Source organism: Microbacterium sp. 5K110 (assembly GCF_005774735.1).
Classification (GTDB): Bacteria; Actinomycetota; Actinomycetes; order Actinomycetales; family Microbacteriaceae; genus Microbacterium.
In genome coordinates, this window is record NZ_VBUM01000080.1 from 1 (window position 1) to 16,875 (window position 16,875).

13 protein-coding genes are annotated in these 16,875 nt (G+C 71.0%); 8 read left to right on the top strand and 5 right to left on the bottom strand.

From position 1 onward, the window contains the following. The 3 genes from FE256_RS14580 to FE256_RS14590 form a co-directional block, all read right to left on the bottom strand. Window positions 1-1,585 (bottom strand): ArnT family glycosyltransferase (locus FE256_RS14580; protein WP_252371041.1); only part of this gene is annotated, 1,585 nt, incomplete at its 3' end. Window positions 1,586-1,665: 80 nt separating this feature from the next. Continuing rightward, window positions 1,666-3,318 (bottom strand): cellulase family glycosylhydrolase, encoded by a 1,653-nt coding sequence (locus FE256_RS14585; RefSeq protein WP_138177019.1) that lies wholly within the window; start codon window positions 3,316-3,318, stop codon window positions 1,666-1,668. A gap of 65 nt (window positions 3,319-3,383) precedes the next feature. Next, window positions 3,384-5,039 carry a PucR family transcriptional regulator gene (locus FE256_RS14590; protein ID WP_138177021.1) on the bottom strand — a complete coding sequence of 552 codons (1,656 nt, stop codon included), beginning with the start codon at window positions 5,037-5,039 and terminating at the stop codon, window positions 3,384-3,386. A 100-nt stretch (window positions 5,040-5,139) separates the two neighbouring features. Here FE256_RS14590 and FE256_RS14595 point away from each other — a divergent pair, with 100 nt between their 5' ends. Genes FE256_RS14595 through FE256_RS14605 form a run of 3 tightly spaced genes read left to right on the top strand, consistent with a single transcriptional unit; the run spans window position 5,140 to window position 9,437 of the window. Then, window positions 5,140-6,627 (top strand): CoA-acylating methylmalonate-semialdehyde dehydrogenase, encoded by a 1,488-nt coding sequence (locus tag FE256_RS14595; RefSeq protein WP_138177024.1) that lies wholly within the window; start codon window positions 5,140-5,142, stop codon window positions 6,625-6,627. 27 nt (window positions 6,628-6,654) lie between these two features. Then, on the top strand, window positions 6,655-8,016 hold the full coding sequence (locus FE256_RS14600; RefSeq protein WP_138177027.1) for an aspartate aminotransferase family protein: 1,362 nt from the start codon (window positions 6,655-6,657) through the stop codon (window positions 8,014-8,016). Next, entirely contained in the window at window positions 8,013-9,437 is a 1,425-nt protein-coding gene (locus FE256_RS14605) for an aminobutyraldehyde dehydrogenase (protein WP_138177030.1), read from the top strand. Before FE256_RS14600 ends, FE256_RS14605 begins: the two co-directional genes overlap by 4 nt. 6 nt (window positions 9,438-9,443) lie before the next feature. Here the strand turns inward: FE256_RS14605 and FE256_RS14610 are convergent, their stop codons facing one another. Next, window positions 9,444-10,175, bottom strand: coding sequence for a HEAT repeat domain-containing protein (locus FE256_RS14610; RefSeq protein ID WP_212743529.1), 732 nt, complete (start codon window positions 10,173-10,175; stop codon window positions 9,444-9,446). Beyond that, the gene (locus FE256_RS14615; RefSeq protein ID WP_138177033.1) at window positions 10,168-11,067 is read right to left on the bottom strand and encodes an SDR family oxidoreductase; all 900 of its coding nucleotides are present in this window, start codon (window positions 11,065-11,067) and stop codon (window positions 10,168-10,170) included. Before FE256_RS14615 ends, FE256_RS14610 begins: the two co-directional genes overlap by 8 nt. A gap of 27 nt (window positions 11,068-11,094) precedes the next feature. Here FE256_RS14615 and FE256_RS14620 point away from each other — a divergent pair, with 27 nt between their 5' ends. The 5 genes from FE256_RS14620 (at window position 11,095) to FE256_RS14640 (ending at window position 16,867) form a co-directional block, all read left to right on the top strand. After that, window positions 11,095-11,544: a MarR family transcriptional regulator gene (locus FE256_RS14620; RefSeq protein ID WP_138177036.1), complete on the top strand. Its 450-nt coding sequence runs from the start codon at window positions 11,095-11,097 to the stop codon at window positions 11,542-11,544. Between the two features lie 138 nt (window positions 11,545-11,682). Continuing rightward, entirely contained in the window at window positions 11,683-12,153 is a 471-nt protein-coding gene (locus tag FE256_RS14625) for an Lrp/AsnC family transcriptional regulator (RefSeq protein ID WP_138177038.1), read from the top strand. Then, a complete protein-coding gene (locus tag FE256_RS14630) occupies window positions 12,150-13,544 on the top strand; it encodes an aspartate aminotransferase family protein (protein WP_138177041.1) in 1,395 nt (464 codons plus the stop codon). Before FE256_RS14625 ends, FE256_RS14630 begins: the two co-directional genes overlap by 4 nt. Window positions 13,545-13,763: 219 nt before the next feature. Then, window positions 13,764-15,119, top strand: coding sequence for an APC family permease (locus FE256_RS14635; protein WP_138177043.1), 1,356 nt, complete (start codon window positions 13,764-13,766; stop codon window positions 15,117-15,119). A 272-nt stretch (window positions 15,120-15,391) separates the two neighbouring features. Continuing rightward, window positions 15,392-16,867, top strand: coding sequence for a DUF3375 domain-containing protein (locus FE256_RS14640; RefSeq protein WP_138177046.1), 1,476 nt, complete (start codon window positions 15,392-15,394; stop codon window positions 16,865-16,867). Window positions 16,868-16,875 lie beyond the last annotated feature (8 nt).

Here is a 16,875-nt window from a genome sequence, read left to right on the forward strand (position 1 = left end):
CGCCCGGGAGACCCGCTCCGCCCGCCGCGCCGGGCCCGGGACCGGCGGCGCCGTTGGGGGCGCCGCCGGACATCCCCGGTCCCGCGGCGCCGTCGCCGCCGCGCCCGTCCATCGCCGCGGCCCCGCGTCCGCCGGCCCCACCCGCTGCACCGAACCCGGACGCCATCTCGGACACTCCCCCGGCGACGGGATTGATCGCGTTCGGGTGCGCGATCGTGACGGCGGACCAGACGGTCGGGGTGAGCAGCAGACCAACGACGAGCGCGACGCCGGTGACGAGCGGCGCGCGGTGCCGCGACAGCAGAAGGGCGATCGCGACGGCGGCGACTGCGGCCTGCAGGAGCGAGACCGGGATGCTGTACCCGCCGGTGGCGAAGCCGATCGCGACCGCGGTCGCCGCCGCGACCCCGACGATCGCGACCGCGGGCCACACCTTTCCCCGGTGCACGCTCCACGCCAGGGCGGTTGCGACGGCCAGCCCGAGGGGCACCGCGAGCGCCGCGGTGTAGAACTGGTGCATCCCGGCGACGACCGAGAACATCGCCGCGAAGGTGAGCGTCCACACGGTCAGCAGCACCGTGAGCGGTCGCGGGAACCGCAGCACCCACAGCACGATCAGGGCGACCACCGCGGCGGGGATCAGCCACGCGATCTGTCCCGCCAGCTGTGCGTTGAACAGACGCAGCACCCCGGGGTCGCCCGAGAACGGCGGCGTGAAGGACTCGTAGGCCGAGCTGTCCGCCGTGGCGCTGAACCGTCCGAGTCCGTTGTAGCCGAACACCATCTCCCACGGATCGTCGCCGACCGTGCTCCCGATGTAGGGTCGGCTCCCCGACGGGATGAGGGCCACGATCGCCACCCACCACAGGGAGGCCGCCAGGCTCACCGCACCGGCGAGCGCGAGGTGCGCGAGCCGGCGCCCCCAGGACTGCGCCGTGCACAGGTAGGCCGCGGCGAGCGCGGGCCAGACCGCCCATGCTTCGAGCATGTAGAACTGGAACGACAGGCCGATCGCCGCGCCCGCGACCACCAGCCACCCGAGGCTCCGCGCCTGCACCGCCCGGACCGACGCCCACGCGGTAAGGGCGAGGCCCAGGACGAAGAAGGACTCCGGCTGGTTGGAGCGGGAGACCGCCACGAGGATCGGCGTCACCGCGACGATCGACCCGGCCAGCAGCCCCGCCCGGACGCCCGCGAGACGGCGGGCGGTCACGGCCGTGACGAGGGCGGCGGCGACGGCGGCGAGGGCGTTCGGCAGGATCACGGCCCACGCCGAGTACCCGAAGACCTTCACCGCGAGCGCCGGGATCCAGAACGACCCCGGGATCTTGTCGAGGGTCACCGTGCCGGCCGGGTCCATCGCGCCGAAGAAGAAGTTCGACCACGATTGGCTCATCGACACCGCGATCGCGGCGTAGTAGTCCGACGGCGTCCCGTCCCACACCTGCCAGGCCGTGAGAACGAGGGCGAGCGCGGCGATCACCGACAGGCCCCACGGCCACGCGCGTCTCCCCGGTCCCGTCCTCGTGGCGAGACGGGCGGGCCGGGCGGTCGGGGTCTGCGGGATGCTGAGCGTCGCGGTCACCGGCGCATCGTAGGCAGCCGATGACGAGCGGGCTCCGTGTGCGGCCTAGGGACGAGCTATGGATGCCGGGTCGCCGGCGCTCACGAGGCGGCGACGCTCACGCGCGGGGCGCTCGGAGCGGAGGGAGCGGCCATCTGGACGCCCACGCGCACCGTCTGCCCGGGGGCGAGCGAACCCGCCCACCCGGCACCGCGGCAGGTCACCGTCGACGAGCGGATGCCGCACTCCATGCCCCACGCGTTCGTCACGGCCGTGGCCCCGGGCGATTCCCAGGACACCGTCCACGCCCCCACCGTCCCGGTCGCGGTGACCGTCATTTCGGCGACGTATCCCCCGGCCCACGCGCTCTGCGGGATCCAGGTGGCCGTGATCGCGGCAGGCCCCGGGTTCGCGGGGGGCCGGGGCGCCGAGGACGCCGTCGGCGCGGGCGTCGGCTTCGGCGTCGCCGTCGGCTTCGACGTCGAGGTGGAGCTCGCCGTCGGTTTCGGCGTCGCGGTCGGCTTCGGCGTCGCCGTGGGCTTCGGCGTCGCCGTCGGTTTCGGCGTCACCGCGGGTCGGGGCGCCGGTGTCGGTCGCGGGACCGGCGTGAGGATGGGCCGCAGTGCCTGCAGCTTCGCCGTCTGCGGTGTGCGCCAGTCGTCGCCCACGAGCCCACCCGTGTCGCCGCTGTTGGGGTTGAACGACCAGTAGGCGTAGCTGATCCCGCGTCGAGAGAGGTAGTCGACGAGGGCGGTCATCCAGCTCTTGTCGCTCGCCGTCTCGAGCTTCGTGCCGAATTCGCCGAGGAGCACGGGAGCGATGTTCTCCTTCGCGAGATAACCCCAGTTGGCATCCCATAACGCCTCGAGATTCGCGGGATACCGGGGATCGGAGAACCACGGCTGCGCGAACACCGAGGCGGGGTAGTCGTGCGGAGAGTAGACGACACGGTTCTTCACGGAGAGCGTCACCGGTGCGCTGCGCACGTCTGCGAGCCCGCCGCCCCACCACGTGCCGGTGCCGTCCTGCTGACGCTCGACACCCTCGACGACGACGAGCAGGCGCGGGTTGACGGCGAGCACGGCGTTGCCGGCCCGGGTCGCCGCCGCACGCCAATCGCGCGCGGGGTCTCCGCAGTTCCAGCAGGCGGGACCGTGCGGCTCGTTGTGCAGGTCGACGCCGATGACGGTCGAGTCGTCCTTGTACCGCGCCACGAGCATCGTCCAGTCATCGACCCACCGCTTCTCGGAGTACTGCGCGGTGTACCAGAGCTCGCTCTGCGCCCCCGAGTCGGGGCGGTGACGGTCGAGGATCACCGAGAGCCCGTGCGCCTTCGCCCGAGCGATCACCCTGTCCATGAGCTCCAGGGGCGTCAGAGCGGGAAGCCCGGGGTTGGCGTTCGCGTCGATCGAGGTGGTCTGTTTCGCCGCCAGGCACTCGTTCGAGAACGGCAGTCGGATGGTCGTGAAACCCATCGCGGCGATGGTCGACAGCCCCTCATCGAGCGGGATCGTCCACAGACCGTGCGGGGCGCAGTTCGCGGTCTCCATCCCGAACCACGCGACGGCCTTGATCGTGTACGGCGTACCGGTGGCGGTGACGATCTGGGATCCCCGTGTCGAGAGCCAGCCCGGCAGACTCGCGGCGGACGCTGCTGGGGCGGTGATCGCGCCGGCCAGCAGCAGGACGGCGACCGCGGTGAGCGCCGCCGCCCGAGTCCGCGCGCGACGCCACCATGCTCGACGCTCACCCATGTCCGCCCCTGCCCGTCCCGGTCATCGTAGCGGCCGGGCGGGGCCGTCGACTCCCGCGCCCGACGTCATCGGCGAGCGCCCGCTCCCGGCGACCGGTGGGCCCGGTGCACCACCAGGGCGAGGTGCAGGGCCGCCAGGACCTCGCCGTCGTCGAGGTCGACTCCGAGCACCCGCTCGGCCAGGTCGAGCCGCTGGTAGAACACCGAGCGCGAGACGTGCGCCGCCGCCGCCGCGGCAGTGCGGTTGCCGGGGTGGGCGACGATCGCCGACAGGGCGGCCAGCAGGTCGCGGCGACGCGTGGGAGGGGAGGCCAGCACGGGAGCGAGCAGATCCTCTCCGTGTTCGAGGAGGCGGTGGTCGCCCCGGAGCGACGAGACGAAGCGGACGAGCGGATGCCGCACCACCCAGTGCACCGTCCCCTCGGGCAGATCCCCCACCTCGGCCAGGTCGAGGGCCTGTTCGAGCGAGTCGAGGAGACGCGGGACGGAGTCCTCCCCGGGCTCCCCCTCCACGCGGGGCCCGACCGACAGCCGGGGCGGCTGCCCCTCGCCGCGCAGCCGCGCGAGGAAACGGTCGGCGGCGGCACCCGCGAAGGTCGTCCCCGTCGGCACGGCCAAGAGGACCGGCATCCACCCCTCCGCGCGCTCGCCGGATCCCCGCGGGGTGCCGCACAGCGCACGCCCGCCGATCTCGGCCGCCGCGGCTTCGACGGCGTCCGGCGCCGCTCCGTCGAGAGCGAGGCCGAACAAGACCGCACCCGCAAGGTCGATCCGCGCAGCGCCCAGGAGCGCGGCCACCTCGGCGGTGGAGCCGTAGCGCCCGCCGAGCAGCGAGTCCATGAGGCGACGGCGACCGAGCCGGGCCCAATCGTCGCCGTCGGGATCGGCGAGGCGTCCGAGCGCCAGGGCCGTCGCGCCCTGCTCGAGGACGGCCCGGCGTCCGGCCGGATGCGGCGGTCCGGCGAGGGCGACGAGCGTCGCCCAACGGATGCCGCGCGCCTCCACCGCGACGATCGAGCGTCCGTCGTCGCCGTCGTCGGCGGATCGCCGTGAACGCTCCTGCCAGTCGTGCAGCACCGTGGGGTCGGCGTCCGCGAGGTCGGCCACGATCACCTCGTGAGCGAGCGATTCCAGTACGACCGGCGCCCGCAGGGTCTGCGCGAGACGCTCCACGACGTAGTCGGCGGGGGCACCGCGCAAGGCGAGCGAGGTGAAGAGCGTGCGCACCTCGTCGCGGGCGCGGAGCGCGGCGGTCTGATCGTCGATGATCCGCCGGTGCACCTCCTCGGTCACCGCGACGAACTTGATCTCGCGATGGAGCGCGATCAGCGCGAGACCGGAGGCCGCCGCGGCGTCGACGACGACGGCCGGGACGTAGCGGTAGTGGGCGCCGAGCTCGATGACGATCCCGACCAGCCCCGCGCGGACGAACTCCGCCACGAGGGCCCGCAAGTCGGCGGGGTCCTCGGGCCACGCCGACGCCGTGGTGAGCAGCAGCTCGCCGCCGTCGAGGAGCCGCGCAGCGCTCGGGCTGTCCGAGACGTGCACCCACCGCACGGGTGTCGCCAGCCCCTCCGCACCGACGAGCACTTCGGGGGCTCCCGCGGCCAGCGCGGGGGTGTCGAGCACCTCGGCGAGCGTCGGCAGGCCCCGGTCGAACACCGGGGTCGCGGCATCCGGACGATCTGTCCGGACTCTTTCGTCTTCGCGACGATCAGCCATGAGCGCTTCCCCCTTCTCGTGCCGCAGAATCGGCAGAGAACACCCTACGGCGGCGCCGGTCGATGTGTCCGGATGACCGCTGATTCCGAGGAGGATCCGCATGACCGTCATCCACCACCACGTCAACGGCGAAGCGACCGGCCGCGCGGAGCGCAGGGGCGACGTGTTCGATCCCGCCACGGGCGCGGTCCAGGCGCACGTCGCCTTCGCCACCACCGCCGAGGTCGATGAGGCGATCGCCGCCGCGAAGGCCGCGCTCCCCGCGTGGCGGGCGACGAGCCTCATCAAGCGCGCCGACGTCTTCTTCCGGCTGCGCCACCTTCTGGTGGAGCGCACCGACGAGCTCGCCGCGATCATCACCGCCGAGCACGGGAAGGTCCTCTCGGATGCCAAGGGCGAGATCAGCCGCGGCATCGAGAACGTCGAGTTCGCCGCGGGCCTCGTGCACCTGCTGAAGGGCGAGCACGCCGAGCAGGTCAGCCGCGGCGTCGACGTGCACTCCGTCAAGCAGCCGGTCGGTGTGGTCGCCGCGATCACCCCGTTCAACTTCCCGGTCATGGTGCCGCTGTGGATGACGGCCTCGGCCATCGCGTGCGGCAACACCGTCGTGCTGAAGCCGAGCGAGAAGGACCCCTCCGCGGCGATCTTCCTCGCCGAGCTCTACGAGGAGGCGGGGCTCCCCGCCGGCGTCCTCAACGTCGTCCACGGCGACAAGGTGGCCGTCGACGCGCTGCTGGATTCCCCCGACGTCCGCGCGGTGAGCTTCGTCGGCTCGACCCCGATCGCGAAATCCATCTACTCGCGCGCCGCCGAGAACGGCAAGCGCGTGCAGGCCCTCGGCGGGGCCAAGAACCACATGGTCGTGATGCCCGACGCCGACCTCGACTCCGCCGCCGACGCCGCCGTCTCGGCCGCGTACGGTTCGGCCGGCGAGCGCTGCATGGCCGTCTCGGTGCTCGTGGCGGTCGGCGACGACGTCGCGGACGCTCTCGTCGAGAAGGTCGCGAGACGCATCGCGGGTCTGAAGATCGGTCCCGGAACGGATGCCGCGAGCGAAATGGGTCCGCTCATCACGCGCGAGCACCGCGACAAGGTCGCCTCGTACGTCACGGGCGCCGCGAGCGAGGGCGCCGAGGTCGTCGTGGACGGCACGACGCAGCAGTTCGAGGGCGACGGCTTCTTCATCGGCGTCTCGCTCGTGGACCGTGTCGCCCCCGGGATGAAGGTGTACGACGACGAGATCTTCGGACCCGTCCTCTCGGTCGTCCGCGTGAAGAGCTACGACGAGGCCGTCGAACTCGTCAACTCCAGCCCGTTCGCCAACGGCACGGCCGTCTTCACACGCGACGGCGGCACCGCCCGGCAGTTCGAGTTCGACATCGAGGTGGGCATGGTGGGCGTGAACGTCCCGATCCCCGTCCCGGTCGGCGCGTTCTCGTTCGGCGGCTGGCGCAACTCGCTCTTCGGCGACTCGCACATCTACGGCCCCGAGTCGATCCACTTCTACACGCGCAGCAAGGTCGTCACGACCCGCTGGCCCGACCCGAGCGAGAGCCAGATCAGCCTCGGGTTCCCGAGCAACCACTGAGTCCGCGGCATCCGGAAAGGAACGATCATGACCCTCACCTCCCCCGACGTGACCGCCGAGGCGCAGGTCCGCGCCGACGACCGCGCGCACGTCTTCCACTCGTGGAGTGCGCAGGCGCTCATCGACCCGCTCCCCGTCGCCGGCGGCGAAGGGGCGACGTTCTGGGACCACCACGGCACCCGGTACCTCGACTTCTCGTCGCAACTGGTCAACCTCAACCTCGGGCACCAGCACCCCGATCTGGTCGCGGCGATCCAGCGGCAGGCGGGCGAGCTCGCCACGATCCAGCCCGCGATGGCCAACGGCACCCGGGGAGAACTCGCGCGGCTGATCTCCGAGGTCGCGCCCGAGGGCTTCTCGAAGGTGTTCTTCACCAACGGCGGAGCGGATGCCAACGAGAACGCGGTCCGCATGGCGCGCCTGGTCACCGGGAAGCGCAAGGTGCTCGCGATGTACCGCAGCTACCACGGCAACACCTCCACCGCGATCACGCTCACGGGCGACCCGCGCCGCTGGGCCAACGAGCCCGCGGATGCGTCGGTCGTGCACTTCTTCGGTCCGTACGCGTACCGGTCGGCCTTCCACTCGGCCTCCGAAGAAGAAGAGACCGCCCGCGCCCTCGAGCACCTCGAGCAGACGATCATCCTCGAGGGCGCCTCGACGATCGGGGCGATCATCCTCGAGACGGTCGTCGGCACGAACGGCGTGCTCGTCCCGCCGCCGGGCTACCTGCCGGGCGTGCGGGCGCTGTGCGACAAGTACGGGATCGTCTACATCGCGGACGAGGTCATGGTCGGCTTCGGCCGCATCGGCGAGTGGTTCGCCGTCGACGCGTTCGACGTCACCCCCGACCTGATCACCTTCGCCAAGGGCGTGAACTCCGGCTACGTGCCGCTGGGCGGAGTCGTGATCTCGGATGCCATCGCCAGCCACTTCGACACCGTGTCGTTCCCCGGCGGCCTGACGTACTCGGGTCACCCGCTCGCGTGCGCGCCCGGCATCGCGACGTTCGAGGTGTTCCGCCGCGACGGGATCCTCGAGCGGGTGCGCGACCTCGGCGAGCGCGTCGTCGAGCCGCGTCTGCGCGAGATGGCCGAGAAGCACCCGTCGATCGGCGAGATCCGAGGGCGCGGGCTGTTCTGGGCGATCGAGCTCGTACGCGACCGCGAGACGCGCGAACCCCTCGTGCCGTTCAACGCCGCCGGCGCGGACGCGGCGCCGATGGCCGCGTTCGCGGCGGCGTGCAAGAACGCCGGACTCTGGCCCTTCACGCACTTCAATCGCGTGCACGTCGCCCCGCCGCTGATCATCTCCGAAGAGGATCTCGTCCGCGGCCTCGACATCATCGACGAGGCCCTGTCCGTCGCCGACGAGGCGGCCGCCGCGTGAAGCTCCTGCAGAACGTCGTCGACGGCGTCTCCACGCCGTCGACGGGCGCGATGATCGACCTCGTCAGTCCCGTGACCGGCGAGGTGTACGGCCAGGCGCCGTGCTCGACGGCGGAAGAGGTGGATGCCGCGTTCGCCGCGGCATCCCGCGCCTTCGCGTCGTGGCGGCTGACGACCCCGGCCGCGCGCCAGCTCGCGCTCTTCCGGCTCGCCGACGCGCTCGCCGACCACGCCGAGGAGTTCGCCGACCTGGAGTCGGAGGACACCGGCAAGCCGCGCGCGACGCTCGTCGCCGACGAGATCGACCAGTCGGTCGACCAGCTGCGCTTCTTCGCCGGCGCCGCGCGCGATCTCGACGGGCGGGCGGCGGCGGAGTACGCCGAGGGCTTCACGTCGTACGTCCGTCGCGAGCCGATCGGCGTGGTGGCGCAAGTGACGCCGTGGAACTACCCGCTCAACATGGCGATCTGGAAGATCGCGCCGGCGATCGCCGCGGGCAACCCCGTCGTGCTCAAGCCCAGCGAGACCACGCCGCAGACGACCGTGCGACTCGCGCAGCTCGCCGCCGAGATCCTGCCCCCCGGGGTGCTGAACGTCGTCCTCGGCGACCGCGAGACCGGGCGCGCGCTCGTGGAGCACCCGACGCCGCAGCTCGTCGCGATCACCGGTTCGGTGCGCGCGGGCATGCAGGTCGCCGAGTCGGCGGCGCGGCAGGTCAAGCGCGTGCACCTCGAGCTCGGCGGCAAGGCGCCCGCGATCGTGTTCCCGGACGCCGACCTGGATGCCGCGGCATCCGGGATCGCCCAGGCGGCGTTCTTCAACGCGGGGCAGGACTGCACGGCCGCGACCCGCGTCCTTGTGCACGCGTCGCTCCACGACGCCTTCGTCGAGCGCCTGGTGGCGTACGTCGAGGAGAGCGTGAAGGTGGGCGCACCGGACGACCCCGACGCGTTCTTCGGCCCGGTGAACAACCCCGACCAGCTCGCCCGCGTCCAGGGATTCGTCGACCGTCTCCCGGCACACGCGCGTGTGGCGACCGGCGGATACCGAGTCGGCGACACCGGCTGCTTCTTCGCGCCCACGATCGTCACGGGGCTCCGCCAGGACGACGAACTGGTGCAGCAGGAGGTGTTCGGTCCGGTCCTCGCGGTGCAGGGGTTCGAGGACGACGCCGAGGCGCTGACCCTGGCCAACGGCGTGCCGTACGCACTCGCGGCATCCGTCTGGACCCGCGAACACGGCCGCGCGCTGCGCTTCAGCCGCGACCTCGACTTCGGGTGCGTGTGGATCAACGCCCACATCCCGTTCGTGTCGGACATGCCGCACGGCGGGTTCAAGCACTCGGGGTACGGCAAGGACCTCTCCGTCTACGGCTTCGAGGACTACACGCGCATCAAGCACGTGATGTCGAGCCTGGCCTGACGCGGCTCAGGCGCCGGGCGTGCCCGTCTCCTCGGGGGCGTCCGGCGTCGGCTGCTCCGTGTCCGAGCCCGGGCCTGCGGCCGGTGCCGACGGCGCGTGGCGCTCGGCGTTCACGCGCCGCGCGTGGTCGACGGCGCCCTCGAAGCCGGCATCCGGATCGTCCATCAGGGCGCGCGTGGCGAGAGCGTGCACGCGTACGGCCTCGTCAGCGGACTCCGCCGCGGCGCCGATCGCGCCACCCGCCTCTTCGCCGATCATGACGAACGCGCGGCTGAGGCTGCGGCGCGTCTCGATCTCGCCCTGGCCGAGGTGTCGCACCAGCTCGTCGGCGAGGGCGGCCCGCTCGGCATCCGGCACGAGCCCGGCCGCAGCCCGCCAGGCGGCGCGCGCGACGGCGGTCTCCTCGTCGTGCAGGAGAGCGGGCGTGATCGCCGACCACGTGGCCGGGTCGCCGATCTTCGACAGCGTGTGCAGGCCCTGGCTGCGGGCCTGGGGGAACGGGGAGGCCAGCTCGGGCAGGATCGCGTCGACGACGCGCGCGCGATCGTGCCGCGTCAGCGCCCACGTGAGCATGTCGCGGACGAAGAAGTCCGGTTCGACGGCGCACCGGGCAACCAGCACGTCGATGAACGCGTCGTTCGGGCGGGTCCCGGCATCCATCGCCGCGCGCAGGCGCAGCGAAGCGTCGTCCCTGTCCAGGGCGGCGCGCAAACCCGCCGTGATGTCACCCTCAGCCATCGCGGCCCTCCTGTTCATCGCCCCGCCCAGCTTGACACGCGCCAGGAGGATGGGCTCCGCCCGGCATCTCTCCATCCGCCCTCCGGTGGACAGCGGAACCCGCTCGAGCGGCCGCCTCCGGGTACCGTGCGACGGCGAATCGGCTGGCGGAGGTCTGGAACAGTTCGCGCTGCAGGTCCAGGAGAGAGCGGAAGGTGTCGGACGCGGTGAAACCGAACCCGACCTCATCGTGATTGCCGTCCAGGAGAGGGAACACGGTGTCGCAGAACTCGTCGACGTCGGCACCGTGGCGATCCCTCTCACCGGCCAGAGCGGTTGCGACGGCCGGCGGGATGAGTTCCGTGACCTCGATCCTGGTGTCGGCCAGCGCCCATCGGAGATTCACCGTGTAGCTGTGCAGCGCGGCCTTGGCTGCGCTGTACACCGGCGCGAACGTCTGCGGCATGTACGCACCCCCGGACGTCACGTCGACGATGAGCGCGTCACGTCCGCCGTCGAGCACGCGAGGGATGAGCAGCCGGTTCAGGTGAATCGGACCGTCGAGGAGGATCTCGATCTCGCCCCGGGATCCGCTCCACGGCCCGTCGTCGCCGGCGAGCGGCACGCGGCGCTGCACGCCGGCATTGTTGATGATCGTGTCCAGTTCGGGCATCGTCGAGCCGATCCGGGCCGCGAGGGCTTCCCGCTCTTCCGGCGATCCGATGTCGTTCACGAAGGTCTCGAGCCCGGCAATGCTCGCGGATGCGGCCTTCAGCCGGTCCTCTCGCCTCCCCGTCACGATGACGCGATCACCACGTTCGATGTAACGGCGAGCAAGCCCCAACCCGATACCGTCGCTGCCGCCGGTGATGAGTACGGCGTGACGTTGAGTCGAATACCCTGATGTTGTCATGTACACATAGTAAGGAGGGACGTTTCCATGTCAACATCACTGAGTGCCGCAGAGAACCTGCAGTGGGAAGCGTGGAAGCATGCGCAAGCCGCCGTGAACGAAGCAGTCGAGCAGGCGATCGAGTCCGCGTCCGGTCTCTCCGGTCCGGATTTCGCGGTGCTCTCGCGAGTGGTCGAGCTGGGTGACGGCACGCTCGGACAGAACCAGCTCGCCGCCTCATTGGGCTGGGATCGGAGCCGACTCTCTCGACAGCTGACTCGGATGGCTGCGCGGGGCCTTCTCGTGAGCACGGCGACGTCGGGGGGCACTGCCCGCCGACAGATCGTCGCGACGAACGACGGTCGCGACAGGGTGCGCCGGGCCCGGCCGGCGCACGCTCGGGCGGTTCGCGTTGCCCTTCTCGAACCCTCGGCGACGGCGGCCGACTTCTGGGCCGGCGTCGAGGCCCTCTCGCACGGGCGCGACGAGGGGCGCTGACGCGCGAACGAGAGGCCCGAGGAGTACGACTGCGGCCCCGGCTACCCACGGAACGACGGTTTCCGCGTTGTTACGGCTGAATAAGACTCGATTTCACCATTGAGTAACCGGTGATTGCGCTGATACCGTCGCCCCATCATGAGCATCTCCGCGGAACGACGTCCGGTCCTCGACAGCGTGTCCAAGGCCATCGTTGAGCAGCTGCAGGAGGACGGCCGCCGTTCGTACGCCGAGATCGGCAAGGCCGTGGGTCTCAGCGAGACCGCCACCCGGCAGCGGGTGCAGAAGCTGCAGGACGCGGGTGTCCTGCAGATCGTGGCGGTCACCGACCCACTGCAGCTCGGCTTCGCCCGCCAAGCGATGATCGGCGTCCGGGTGTCCGGCGACACCCGGGTGGTCGCCGCCGAGATGGCGGAACTCCCCGGTGTGACGTACGTCGTCTCGACCGCCGGTTCCTTCGACCTGCTCGTCGAGGTCGTGTGCGAAAGCGACGACGACCTCATCGATCTGCTCAACGACCGCATCCGCTCGCTCCCCGACGTGGTGGCGACCGAGACGTTCGTGTACTTGAAACTCCACCGACAGCTCTACAACTGGGGAACGCGATGACGCTTCACGAAATCGACCAGCAGTCCGACCTCCAGGCCAAGGCCCGCGACCACCTGTGGATGCACTTCGCGCGTCAGTCGGTCATGACCGATGGCCCCGGCGTCCCGATCATCGTCAAGGGCGAGGGCCACCACATCTGGGATGCCGCGGGCAAGCGCTACATCGACGGCCTCGCCGGCCTCTTCGTGGTCAACGCCGGCCACGGACGCCGCCGGATCGCGCAGGCGGCGGCGAAGCAGGCCGAGGAACTGGCGTTCTTCCCCCTGTGGTCCTACGCCCACCCCGCGGCCATCGAGCTCGCCGACCGCCTCGCGCACCTGGCCCCCGGCGACCTCAACCACGTTTTCTTCTCCACCGGCGGCGGCGAGGCGGTCGAGACGGCCTTCAAGCTCGCCAAGCAGTATTGGAAGACGCAGGGCAAGCCCACCAAGCACAAGGTGATCTCGCGCGCGATCGCCTACCACGGCACCACCCAGGGCGCCCTCGCCATCACGGGGCTCCCCGTGATGAAGCACATGTTCGAGCCGGTCACCCCCGGCGGCTTCCGCGTTCCGAACACGAACTACTACCGCGCCGCGGAATCCGGATTCGGCGGCGGTACGCCCGAGGAGTTCGGCCTGTGGGCCGCCGACCGCATCGAGCAGATGATCCAGTTCGAGGGCCCCGAGACGGTCGCCGCGGTCTTCCTCGAGCCGGTGCAGAACGCCGGCGGCTGCTTCCCCGCGCCGGCGGGGTACTTCCAGCGGGTGCGCGAGATCTGCGACAAGTACGACGTGCTCCTCGTCAGCGACGAGGTCATCTGCGCCTTCGGGCGCCTCGGGTACTACTTCGGCGCCGAGGCGTACTCGTACCAGCCCGACATGATCACGTTCGCCAAGGCCGTCACCAGCGGCTACTCGCCCCTCGGCGGCACGATCATCAGCGACCGGGTGTACGAGCCGTTCGCCCACGGCGACGCGTCGTTCCCGCACGGCTACACCTTCGGCGGGCACCCCGTCTCCAGCGCGGTGGCGATGGAGAACCTCGATGTCTTCGAAGAGGAGGGACTGCTGCAGAACGTGCGCACGAACTCCCCCGTCTTCCGCTCCACTCTGGAGAAGCTGCTCGATCTCCCCATCGTCGGCGACGTCCGCGGCGACGGCTACTTCTTCGGCATCGAGCTGGTGAAGGACAAGACGACGAAGGAGACCTTCGACGACGACGAGTCCGAGCGGCTCCTGCGCGGATTCCTGTCCAAGGCGCTGTACGACGCCGGGCTCTACTGCCGCGCCGACGACCGGGGCGACCCCGTCATCCAGCTCGCCCCGCCCCTGACCATCGGTCCGTCCGAATTCGACGAGATCGAACAGATCCTGCGTTCCGTCCTCACCGAGGCCTGGACGCGCCTCTGACGGCGTTCGAGCGGACGCCGCCCCGACCCCGGCGGCATCCGCTCCTCCGCCACCCGCTCCGATCCCGAGCGGTGCACTGATGCTCTACCCGACACCATCCGTTCGGTCGCCATCGCCGATCGCGACCCGCACCCTCTAGGAGAAGCCACGAACGAGAACACCCGCGCCACTGCGGCGCCCGCGTCCGGTTCGGGCGCCAGACTCGCCCGCACCCTCGGCCTGTGGTCGATCGTGGGTCTCGGCCTGGGCTACATGACCCCGACCGTCATCTTCGACACCTTCGGCCTCGTCGCCGAGAAGACCAACAACGTCGTCCCCGCCGCCTACGCCATCGCCCTCGTCGTGCTCGTGTTCACCGCGATCAGCTACGGAAAGATGGTCCGCGTCATCCCGAGCGCCGGGTCGGCCTACACCTACGCCCGCGAATCCATCCACCCCGGCGTCGGCTTCGTCGTCGGATGGACGGCGCTGATCGACTACATGCTGCTGCCGATGGTGAACGCCCTCATCCTCCGCAGCTACATGGAGGCGCTCTTCCCCGACATCCCCGGCTGGGTGTGGGTGGTCGTCTTCACGGCCGGCGTCACCGGCGTCATCTACTTGACGATGCGCGGCACCTCCAACGTCAACATGATCCTGCTGGTGTTCTCGATCCTCGTCATGGCGGTCTTCGTCGTCATGGTGGTCGTGCAGCTCGTCGGCGGAGCAGGGGCCGGTACTGCCGTGTCGCTGGCTCCCTTCGTCCACAGCGACGTGCAGTTCGGCGCCGTGCTGGCCGGTGCGACCGTGGTCTGCTTCTCGTTCATCGGCTTCGACGCGGTGTCGATGTACTCGGAAGAGGCCAAGACGCCCAAGATCATGCCCCGTGCGATCCTGCTCACGCTCGTGGCCGGCGGCCTCATCTTCCTCATCGCCGCCTACGTCACGCAGCTGCGCTTCCCCGACTCGACCGCCTTCCCGCCCGAGGCCATCGAGGACAGCACCCTGCCCGAGATCGGCGTCCAGGTCGGCGGCCCCGTGCTCCAGGCCGTCCTCACGGCGGCCGGCTTCGCGGCGACCCTCGCGTCGTGGCTCGCCTCGCACGCGTCGGTCTCGCGCATGCTCATGGTGATGGGACGCAACAACGTCCTGCCGCGGCGGGTCTTCGGATTCATCAACCCGAAGACGCACACCCCGACGATCTCGATCGTCATCGTGGGGCTCGTGAGCCTGCTCGCGATCTCGTTCACGCTCGAGCAGATCGCCGCGTACATCAACTACGGCGCGCTCGTGGCCTTCACGTTCGTGAACATCTCGGTCATCGCCTGGTTCGCGATCCGCCGGGGGCTGCGAAAGACGCCGGGCGACATCTTCCGGTACATCGTGATGCCCGGGATCGGCATGCTGCTCACGGGTCTGCTCTGGGTGAACCTCGACGGGCACGCGCTCGTCGGCGGGCTCATCTGGACGGCGATCGGCGTGGTCTACCTCGTGGTCCTCACCCGCGGCTTCAAGAAGCCCATCGCCTCGTTCGACGAGAACCAGCCCGTCACGGGCGTCAACAAGACCGTCCCGGGCCCGCGCTCGGAGATCTGACCGCACCGCCTCGGCCGCGGCATCCCTCTCCTGCACGGGAGGGATGCCGCGGTCTTCGCGTTGCGCCGACGGCCGCCCGGGCCGAACTCCTGAGTTTCCGCCTGTTCGCCGCGCGTTCGCCCGCCGAATCGACGCGTACGCCGGATTTCTCCGGAGTTCGGCACGGAGACGCGATGTCGCCGCAGGTCGGATGCGCCCGGCGGATGGGCACCGACCCGCGGCGGCCACCGCGGGATCGGTGCCCGCCCCGCCCCGCCGGTAGACTTCAGCCAGTGACCACCACCCGCGCCGAAGCCGCCTACCTGCGCTCGGTCACGGCGTTCAAGAACCCGATGCTCGACCTGCTGCACGGCAGGTTCGCGCCGTTCGTGGTGGCCGTGCTCTCGACGGTGTTCTCGCCCGACCGTCCCGCGGTGGCCGTGGCCGACGCCCACGTCGAGGTCGCCGAGACGATCGACGAACTGCGCGCCGCCGGGTACGACACCGACGACGACCGCCGCATCCCCGCCGGTTCGGCCCGCGACATCTGCCGCGGCTGGGTGCGCGTGGGGTGGCTGAGCCTGCAGATCGAGGACGACGTCGAGGTGTATCGCCTCTCGGCGCACGCGGTCGGTGCGCTCGAGATCGCCGGCCGAGCGGGCGGCGGACGCGCGCGCGTCTCGCGCTCCCGGGTGCGCACGCTGCTGGACGCCGTCGAGCGGCTCGCCCGCGACGCCGAGACCGACCCGGAGCGTCGCCGCGAAGTCCTCCTCGCCGAGCGCGCGGCCCTGGATGCCGAGATCGCGGCGCTCGACGGCGGGGTCGTCGAGCCGCCCGACGACGAGCACTTGCTCGAAGAGGCCGAGAACGTCATCCACCTCGCGCGCGAGCTCCCCGCGGACTTCTCCCGCGTGGCGGAGTCGATCGCGGCGATGCAGCGCGACGTCGTCGCCGAGCTCCGCCGCGACGCCCGCCCCACCGGCGACGTGCTGCGCGAGTACCTCGAGCGCGGTCGCCACGTCATGCAGGCCACGCCCGAGGGCCGGGCGTTCCAGGGAGCGTTGCGCCTGATCGGCGAGCCCGAGCACATCGACGACCTCACCGACCAGCTGCACGCGGTGCTCACGCAGCCCTTCGCGCGCCTGATGACCCCCGAGCAGCGCGGCGAGCTCGACGCGATCGCGCGTCGGGTCGAGGCCGGCGTGCACGAGGTCCTCACCGCGCAGCGCCGCGCCTCGCACGTGATCACCGTGCAGGTGAAGACCCACGACCCGATCCGCGACCGCCAGGTCGACGATCTGCTCCGCGCGGTGATGGCGGGGCTGCACCGGTGGAGCCAGACGAAGGCTGCGGGCCGCGTCGAGCCGGTGCGTACCCTTCCCCTCGCCGACATCGGTCACTTGCGGCGCTCGCTCAGCGACATCCGCCCACCCGGCGCCCCCGATCCGCTCTCGGTCGACGAGACCGACGTCGAGTTCGTGGATGCCGACACGCGCGCCTGGGGCGGCCCGCACTACGCCGAGCTCGAGCGCTACGTCGACGGCCTCGGCGCGCGCTTCGATCTCGCCGAGGCCTTCACCGGCGCCGACGCGTACACCCGCCGTCCGGTCGACCTCGTCGGTCTGCTCGAGATCGCCCACCGCGGCGGCATCACCGAGGGCGACGAGGTCTCGGTGGTCGAGGCCGTGCGCCCCGACGGCACCACCCGCCGCTTCGCTTTCACGGCGGTCACCGCCGTCCGCCCCACAGAAACGGATGCCGATGACTGACGTCGACA

What these genes read in the sequence shown, in the direction of transcription:
- FE256_RS14600 (WP_138177027.1), top strand. Translation starts at nt 6,655, where the DNA reads ATGACCCTCACCTCCCCCGACGTGACCGCCGAGGCGCAGGTCCGCGCC.
- FE256_RS14615 (WP_138177033.1), bottom strand. Translation starts at nt 11,067, where the DNA reads ATGACAACATCAGGGTATTCGACTCAACGTCACGCCGTACTCATCACC.
- FE256_RS14625 (WP_138177038.1), top strand. Translation starts at nt 11,683, where the DNA reads ATGAGCATCTCCGCGGAACGACGTCCGGTCCTCGACAGCGTGTCCAAG.
- FE256_RS14630 (WP_138177041.1), top strand. Translation starts at nt 12,150, where the DNA reads ATGACGCTTCACGAAATCGACCAGCAGTCCGACCTCCAGGCCAAGGCC.
- FE256_RS14590 (WP_138177021.1), bottom strand. Translation starts at nt 5,039, where the DNA reads ATGGCTGATCGTCGCGAAGACGAAAGAGTCCGGACAGATCGTCCGGAT.
- FE256_RS14585 (WP_138177019.1), bottom strand. Translation starts at nt 3,318, where the DNA reads ATGGGTGAGCGTCGAGCATGGTGGCGTCGCGCGCGGACTCGGGCGGCG.
- FE256_RS14610 (WP_212743529.1), bottom strand. Translation starts at nt 10,175, where the DNA reads ATGGCTGAGGGTGACATCACGGCGGGTTTGCGCGCCGCCCTGGACAGG.
- FE256_RS14620 (WP_138177036.1), top strand. Translation starts at nt 11,095, where the DNA reads ATGTCAACATCACTGAGTGCCGCAGAGAACCTGCAGTGGGAAGCGTGG.
- FE256_RS14595 (WP_138177024.1), top strand. Translation starts at nt 5,140, where the DNA reads ATGACCGTCATCCACCACCACGTCAACGGCGAAGCGACCGGCCGCGCG.